Raw genomic sequence first — 6,000 nt, 5'->3', positions numbered from 1 at the left:
GTGGAAGGGAGGCAGGTCCGCTCCTATTTTGTTTCGGCTTGCGCGGTGGCTTTCTTCTTTGCCTGCCGGCCCTCTTTTGTGGCCGCGAAATCAAAGAAGCTGTACACCTTCTTCTCGTCCTCAAACTTCAGTTCCAGCTGGGCCTTGAGGCGGCGCTGGGCGTGGGCGATGGCGCGGCGGTCATCGGCCAGGGCCAGGGTGGCGTCGGTGATGGTGGCTTCCTGGGTGTCGCGGGTTTCGTCGGTGGCGGCCAGGGCGTCGTATTTCTTCTGGGCATCATCGCCCAGCGAGGGGTAGAGGAAGCTCTGCTGGTCGTGGTATATTTTGAGCAGCGCCTTCGATTCGGTGAGCAGCTTGGGCTGCTTGAGGGCGCTGAGCTTGCTCTTGCCGAATTTCTTGAAGTCGGCGTAGACGGGCTGCTTGCGCAGCTTGGGGGTCACGTAGTCCTTCATGGTGTCGTCCACGAATTCCAGCCATTCGGTGCGGGCCAGGTGGTAGGCATCGGTGCCGCCGGCCGTGGACTGGCTGCGGTCGGTCAGGCTCTCGTCGAAGCCGTCGATGGCCTTTTGCAAATCGGCCAGCAGCGGCGCGAACAGGGTGCCGAGCTTGGCTTCCGTCACGGCGCGGTAGCTGTATTCGGCCTGGGCCTTGTAGGCGGGCCGGTCCATGCGCAGGCTCTCGAAGGGGTTGGTGAAATAGGTGAAGTATGCGGCAGCCATAGGGGTAACGATGGGGGAAATGGGAAAGGAAAAACGCACCGGCAAGCCGGCGGCGGGCTGGGCCTCAGCCGCGCCGTAATAGTAGGGGAATATTCCCGAAATAGGGGCGGCGGCGTACCGTGGCCCGGACTTTGCCGTTAAAGGCAAACCTCAATACTTAATTCTCCCATGAAAACCTCCCGTCTCCTCGCGCTGCTGATGCTGGCCTCGCCCCTCGCCGCCCTGGCCCAGACCAAGCCCACCACCCCGACCACGGCCCCCAAACCCACCACCACGACCACCACCAAGCCGACCACGACGACGACCACCACCCCGGCCGGCACCCAGCAGCAAACCGAAGTAACCGAAGACCTGGACCCCGAAACCGGCAAGGTCATCCGCCGCACCACGCGCACCATCAACGTGCCGGCGGGCACCGCCACCAGCCCGGCCCCGGCCCCCAGCAGCAGCACCGTGATGGACGCCCCGGTAGGCCCCGCCACCGATGCCCAGGTCACGGCCTTCCTGCGCAAGAAAACCGTTGTGAGCACCCTCACCACCACCGGCCTGCTCTCGGCCTACGACCTGTTTATGCAGCGCGTGCGCTCGGACCGCGCCAACTGGACCCCCACCAACTGGGCCAACGCCGCCGCCATCATGAGCAGCCTGAACGACCGGTACCAGCAATTACGCAGCAGCTTCTCGCTCGATGACAAGCTGACCATCCGCTCGCAGCAGGGCGAGTTTCAGGCCCTGCGCACGGCGAAGCAGATTTCCACGCAGGTTTCGGATAAGCTGTAGCAGGCTTTGGCCCATTTTACCGCGCCATCTGTCATCCTGAGCGGAGCGAAGGACCTTATCACGTCAGGACATGCCGTTCGAACGTGATAAGGTCCTTCGCTCCGCTCAGGATGACAGATGGCGTTTTGCGCTTGCCCATAACAACCCCGGCCCGCGCAATAGGGTATTAACCCCACCCATCCCCCCTCCCCTATGACCAAACACACCTATGACCTCGGCCTCATCGGCAACTGCGCCTTCCTGGGCCTCATCGGCACCGATACGGCCGTGCGCTGGCTCTGCTGGCCGCGTTTTGATAGCAGCTTCGTGTTCGGCAGCCTGCTGGATGATAACAAGGGCGGCGAGTTCAGCATCCGGCCCACGGCGGCGGGCGGCTTCACCTCCAGCCAAACCTACGTGCCCAACACCAACGTGCTGCGCACCGAAATCACGGCCGCCGATGGCAGCTACCGCGTCACGGATTTCGCGCCCCGCTTCGCGCAGTACGACCGGTACTACAAGCCGCTGATGTTCATCCGGAAGCTGGAGCCGCTGGCCGGCACGCCCCGCGTGCGGGTGGCCTGCCGCCCCATGGGCCAGTACGGCGAGCTGGAGCTCACCCGCCGCCGCAGCTCCAACCACATTGCCTTTCTGGGTTTGGAAGAGGAAATCCGCCTCACCACCAACATCCCCCTCACCTACATTCTGGACGAGGAAGATTTCGTGCTGAACGAAACCAAATACCTCGTCCTCACTTACGGCGCGCCCCTCGAAGCCCCGCTGGAAAGCACCGTGGAGCAGTTTCTGCGCAACACCACCGACTATTGGCACAAGTGGGTGAAGAGCACCAGCATCGGCACCTTCCATCAGGATGCCGTGATTCGGTCGGCGCTGGCCCTCAAGATTCATCAGTACGAAGACACCGGGGCCATCATCGCGGCCAGCACCACCAGCCTGCCCGAGGCCCCTGGCAGCACCCGCAACTGGGACTACCGCTACTGCTGGATGCGCGACACATACTACATCCTCACGGCCTTCAACAACATCGGCCACTTCGAGGAAATGGAGCGCTACTTCCACTTCATCGCCAACATCAGCACCAAGGTGCAGGACAAGTACCAGCCGCTCTACGGCATCAGCGGCAAGGCCGATTTGGTGGAAACCGAGCTGCCCCTGGCCGGCTACCTCGGCAACCAGCCCGTGCGCATCGGTAACGACGCCTACACGCACATTCAGAACGACGTGTACGGCCAAGTGCTGGTGGCCCTGCTGCCGCTCTACGTGGACTGCCGCTTTGCCCACCCCGACCAGCTCCCGCCCGAGAAGCTGGCCACCGAAGCCCTGCGCCTCATGGAAACCACCCTCGACCAGCCCGACGCCGGCCTCTGGGAGTTCCGCCACATCGCGCAGCAGCACTGCTATACCTTCCTGTTCCACTGGGCCGGCGGCCACGCCGCGCAGCAGGTAGCCCGCTCCCTTGGCAACAAGGACATGGAGGCCCGCGCCACCCGCCTCATCGAAGCCGCCACCGACCGCATCGAGCAGTGCTACGACGCCGAGCGCGGCGTGTACACCAACGCCATCGGCTCCGCCAACCTGGATGCCAGCACCCTCCAGCTCATCCTCATGGGCTACCTCGATGGCAACTCCGACAAAGCCAAAAAGCACCTGATAGAGCTTGAAAAGGAGCTAAAAACCCCCGAAGGCCTCTTCTACCGCTACCGCCACCCCGACGATTTCGGCACGCCCGAAACCACGTTCCTCATCTGCTCCTTCTGGTACGTGGAGGCCCTGGCCTGCGTCGGCCGCCTCGAAGAAGCCGCCGCTGAGTTTGAGAAATTGATTAAGTACGCCAATCATCTGGGGCTTCTGTCCGAGGATGTGGACGCAAAAACCGGCTCGCAGTGGGGCAATTTCCCACAGGCCTACAGCCACGTTGGGCTGGTGAACGCGGCTTACCGCATTGCGCACCGGCAGGACAAGCCGCGGTTTGTTGGGTAAATGTGAGAACGACAAACTCCCCTCCTTTTTTAAGGAGGGGATGTTCGAGCCAACGGCTCGGACGGGGGTGGTTGCATTCGTTGAACGACACCCGAACAATACGGGCGCAAGTCGTCCAGCCATCGTTCAACGAGTGCAACCACCCCCGTTTCAGCTTCGCTGAAACATCCCCTCCTTAAAAAAGGAGGGGAGTTTTCGTTCTACGCCCCCTACCCAATCAACTTCCGCAGCAGCTGCCGCACTTCCGTAGGCGACTCCACATGGAACCGCGCCGACGAATGCGGAGCCGACCCCACCCGCACCGTAAACGCATCCGCAGGCAGCGCCCGGAAAGTGTCCTCATCCGTGCGGTCGTCGCCCAGCGCCAGGATGAAATCGGGGCTATAGTAGCTCAGCCAGCGCGTAGCCGCCGTGCCTTTGTTGATGCCGGCATTTTTGATTTCGAGCACCTTGTTGCCCTCCATCACTTGGAGGTCGGTGTTGGAAGTCATGAAGGTGAGGTGGTTGAGCAGCTCGCGGGCGCGCACGGCCCCCAGTTCCTCATCCACACGGCGGTAGTGCCACACCAGCGAGTAGTCCTTCTCCTCGATGAATGAGCCGGCGGTGCGGGCCACGTACAGCTCCAGCACCGGCAGCAGCTCGCGCTTCCAGTCGTTGCGCATGGCCTGGAAGAGGCTCCACTCGTCGCCCGCCGCCCGCAGCCACACGCCGTGCTCGGCAATGAAGTCGACATGCAGGTCGCCCAGCCACCGTTCCAGCGTATCCCGGTCACGTCCGCTGATGATGACCACGCGGTTCTGCGGGTTGTCGCTCAGCGCCTTTAGTAGCAGGCGCAGCTCCTGGTCGGGCTGTGCGCGCTGCGGGTTGGGGTGGAAGTTGACCAGCGTGCCATCATAATCGAGCAGCAACAGCCGCTGCTTGCTGGCCCGGTAGGCTTCGAGCAGTTGGCCGGTGGGCGCGGGCGTGAGGGTTTCGGTGGCCAGGGTTTGTTGCTTCATTTTGGTATATGCAAGCTGATTGAGGAAGAGTTTGGTCCAGGAAAACACGTTGTAGCGCTGCACCAGGGCCTGCATGGCTGTCATGCGCTGAATCTGGTCTTCCTCGGGCATCACCAAGGCCTCGTGCATGGCCTCAGCCAGCTGGTTGATGTCGGTGGGGTTGATGATGAGAGCATCGGACAGCTCCCGCGCCGCCCCGGCCCGCTCGCTGAGGATAAGCACGCCCTTGTGGTCGGCCTTGCTGGCCACAAATTCTTTGGCCACGAGGTTCATGCCATCACGCATGGGCGTCACCAGCGCCACCTCCGCCAGGCGGTAGAGCGAGGCCAGCTCCTCCAGCGGCAGCGAGCGGTAGAAGTAGTGAATCGGCGTCCAGGCAATGGTGCGGTACGAGGCGTTGATGCGCCCCACCAGCTCGTCGATTTCCACTTTCAGGTCGGCATATTGCGCCACCTGGTCGCGTGAGGGCACCACCAGCATAATCAGGCTCACCTGCTCGCGCCACTCGGGGTAGTTCTGGAGCAGCAGCTCGAACGCCCGCAGGCGCTGGGCAATGCCCTTGGTGTAGTCGAGCCGGTCGATGGACAGGATGACGCGCACGTTGTGCAAGGCCTGGCGGTACGTGGCCTCGTGCTGAATAGCCGCTTCCGAGGCGGCAGCATCGGCGTAGCGCTGGTAGTCGATGCCCATCGGGAAAGCATCGACGCGCACGGCGCGGTGCGCTACCTCAATCTGACCATTCACGGCCGACAGCCCCAACACCTGCGACACGGAACTGAGGAAATGCCGCATATAGCCGAAGGTGTGGAAACCGATGAGGTCGGCCCCCAGCATGCCGCGCAGCAATTCGGCCCGCCACGGCAGCACCCGAATCAGCTCGTAGCTCGGAAACGGGATGTGCAGGAAGAAGCCGATGGTGGCCTCGGGACGGGCTTTGCGCAGCATCTCGGGCAGCAGCAGCAGCTGGTAGTCGTGCACCCAAATGGTGTCCTCCGGACCGGCCTGGGCCAGTACAGCTTCGCAAAATTTCTGATTCACGGCCACGTAGGCATCCCAGTGGGTTTGCTCGTAGGTGGCAAACTGCGTGAAATAGTGGAAAGTGGGCCAGAGCGTGGAATTGCTGAAACCCTCGTAAAAGTCCCTGATTTCGGCCTCCGTCAGAAACACCGGCGACATGCTGTCAGCCTGGAGCTCTTCGGTGACGTATTTTTCTTCCTCCTCGTCGGTCACGAACAGTCCCGGCCAGCCCACCCACACGTTGCCCTCCGCCCGATAAATGGAGCCCAGACCCGTGGCCAACCCGCCTTCGCTGGGCTGAAACGTGAGGCTTTCTTCGGAACGAATGACTTTAGTAGGGAGGCGGTTAGAGACGATTATCGTGCGGGACATAGGCAATGGGATAGGTTGAACAACCTTATGGTTTACGTTAGTTAACCGATTTCAGTCCATATCCTCCCGCTGGCAGCGGCACAACGGCCGCTGATTATCGCCTCAACTGCCCTCCTATTCCGGCCCAATGCCGG

The 6,000-nt window shown here is 62.2% G+C and carries 4 protein-coding genes; 2 read left to right on the top strand and 2 right to left on the bottom strand.

Going from position 1 to position 6,000, the window contains the following annotated elements; translation table 11 throughout:
* Window positions 1–23: 23 nt before the first annotated feature.
* On the bottom strand, window positions 24–719 hold the full coding sequence (locus AAFH49_RS18565) for a hypothetical protein (RefSeq protein WP_342300536.1): 696 nt from the start codon (window positions 717–719) through the stop codon (window positions 24–26).
* 168 nt (window positions 720–887) lie between these two features.
* On the opposite strand from AAFH49_RS18565, the gene AAFH49_RS18560 reads away from it, so the two are divergent.
* Both AAFH49_RS18560 and AAFH49_RS18555 read left to right on the top strand, forming a co-directional pair.
* Window positions 888–1,499 (top strand): hypothetical protein, encoded by a 612-nt coding sequence (locus tag AAFH49_RS18560; protein ID WP_342300534.1) that lies wholly within the window; start codon window positions 888–890, stop codon window positions 1,497–1,499.
* 192 nt (window positions 1,500–1,691) lie between these two features.
* Window positions 1,692–3,479, top strand: coding sequence for a glycoside hydrolase family 15 protein (locus AAFH49_RS18555; protein ID WP_342300532.1), 1,788 nt, complete (start codon window positions 1,692–1,694; stop codon window positions 3,477–3,479).
* A gap of 209 nt (window positions 3,480–3,688) precedes the next feature.
* Here the strand turns inward: AAFH49_RS18555 and AAFH49_RS18550 are convergent, their stop codons facing one another.
* Window positions 3,689–5,866: a bifunctional alpha,alpha-trehalose-phosphate synthase (UDP-forming)/trehalose-phosphatase gene (locus AAFH49_RS18550; RefSeq protein WP_342300530.1), complete on the bottom strand. Its 2,178-nt coding sequence runs from the start codon at window positions 5,864–5,866 to the stop codon at window positions 3,689–3,691.
* Window positions 5,867–6,000 lie beyond the last annotated feature (134 nt).

It is taken from the genome of Hymenobacter segetis, assembly GCF_038448715.1.
Taxonomy (GTDB): Bacteria; Bacteroidota; Bacteroidia; order Cytophagales; family Hymenobacteraceae; genus Hymenobacter; species Hymenobacter segetis.
This window is presented reverse-complemented; position numbering and strand designations above follow the sequence as displayed.

Bases quoted from the DNA above. Each gene is read 5' to 3' on its own strand.
- AAFH49_RS18565 (WP_342300536.1), bottom strand. From the start codon at position 719: ATGGCTGCCGCATACTTCACCTATTTCACCAACCCCTTCGAGAGCCTG.
- AAFH49_RS18560 (WP_342300534.1), top strand. From the start codon at position 888: ATGAAAACCTCCCGTCTCCTCGCGCTGCTGATGCTGGCCTCGCCCCTC.
- AAFH49_RS18555 (WP_342300532.1), top strand. From the start codon at position 1,692: ATGACCAAACACACCTATGACCTCGGCCTCATCGGCAACTGCGCCTTC.
- AAFH49_RS18550 (WP_342300530.1), bottom strand. From the start codon at position 5,866: ATGTCCCGCACGATAATCGTCTCTAACCGCCTCCCTACTAAAGTCATT.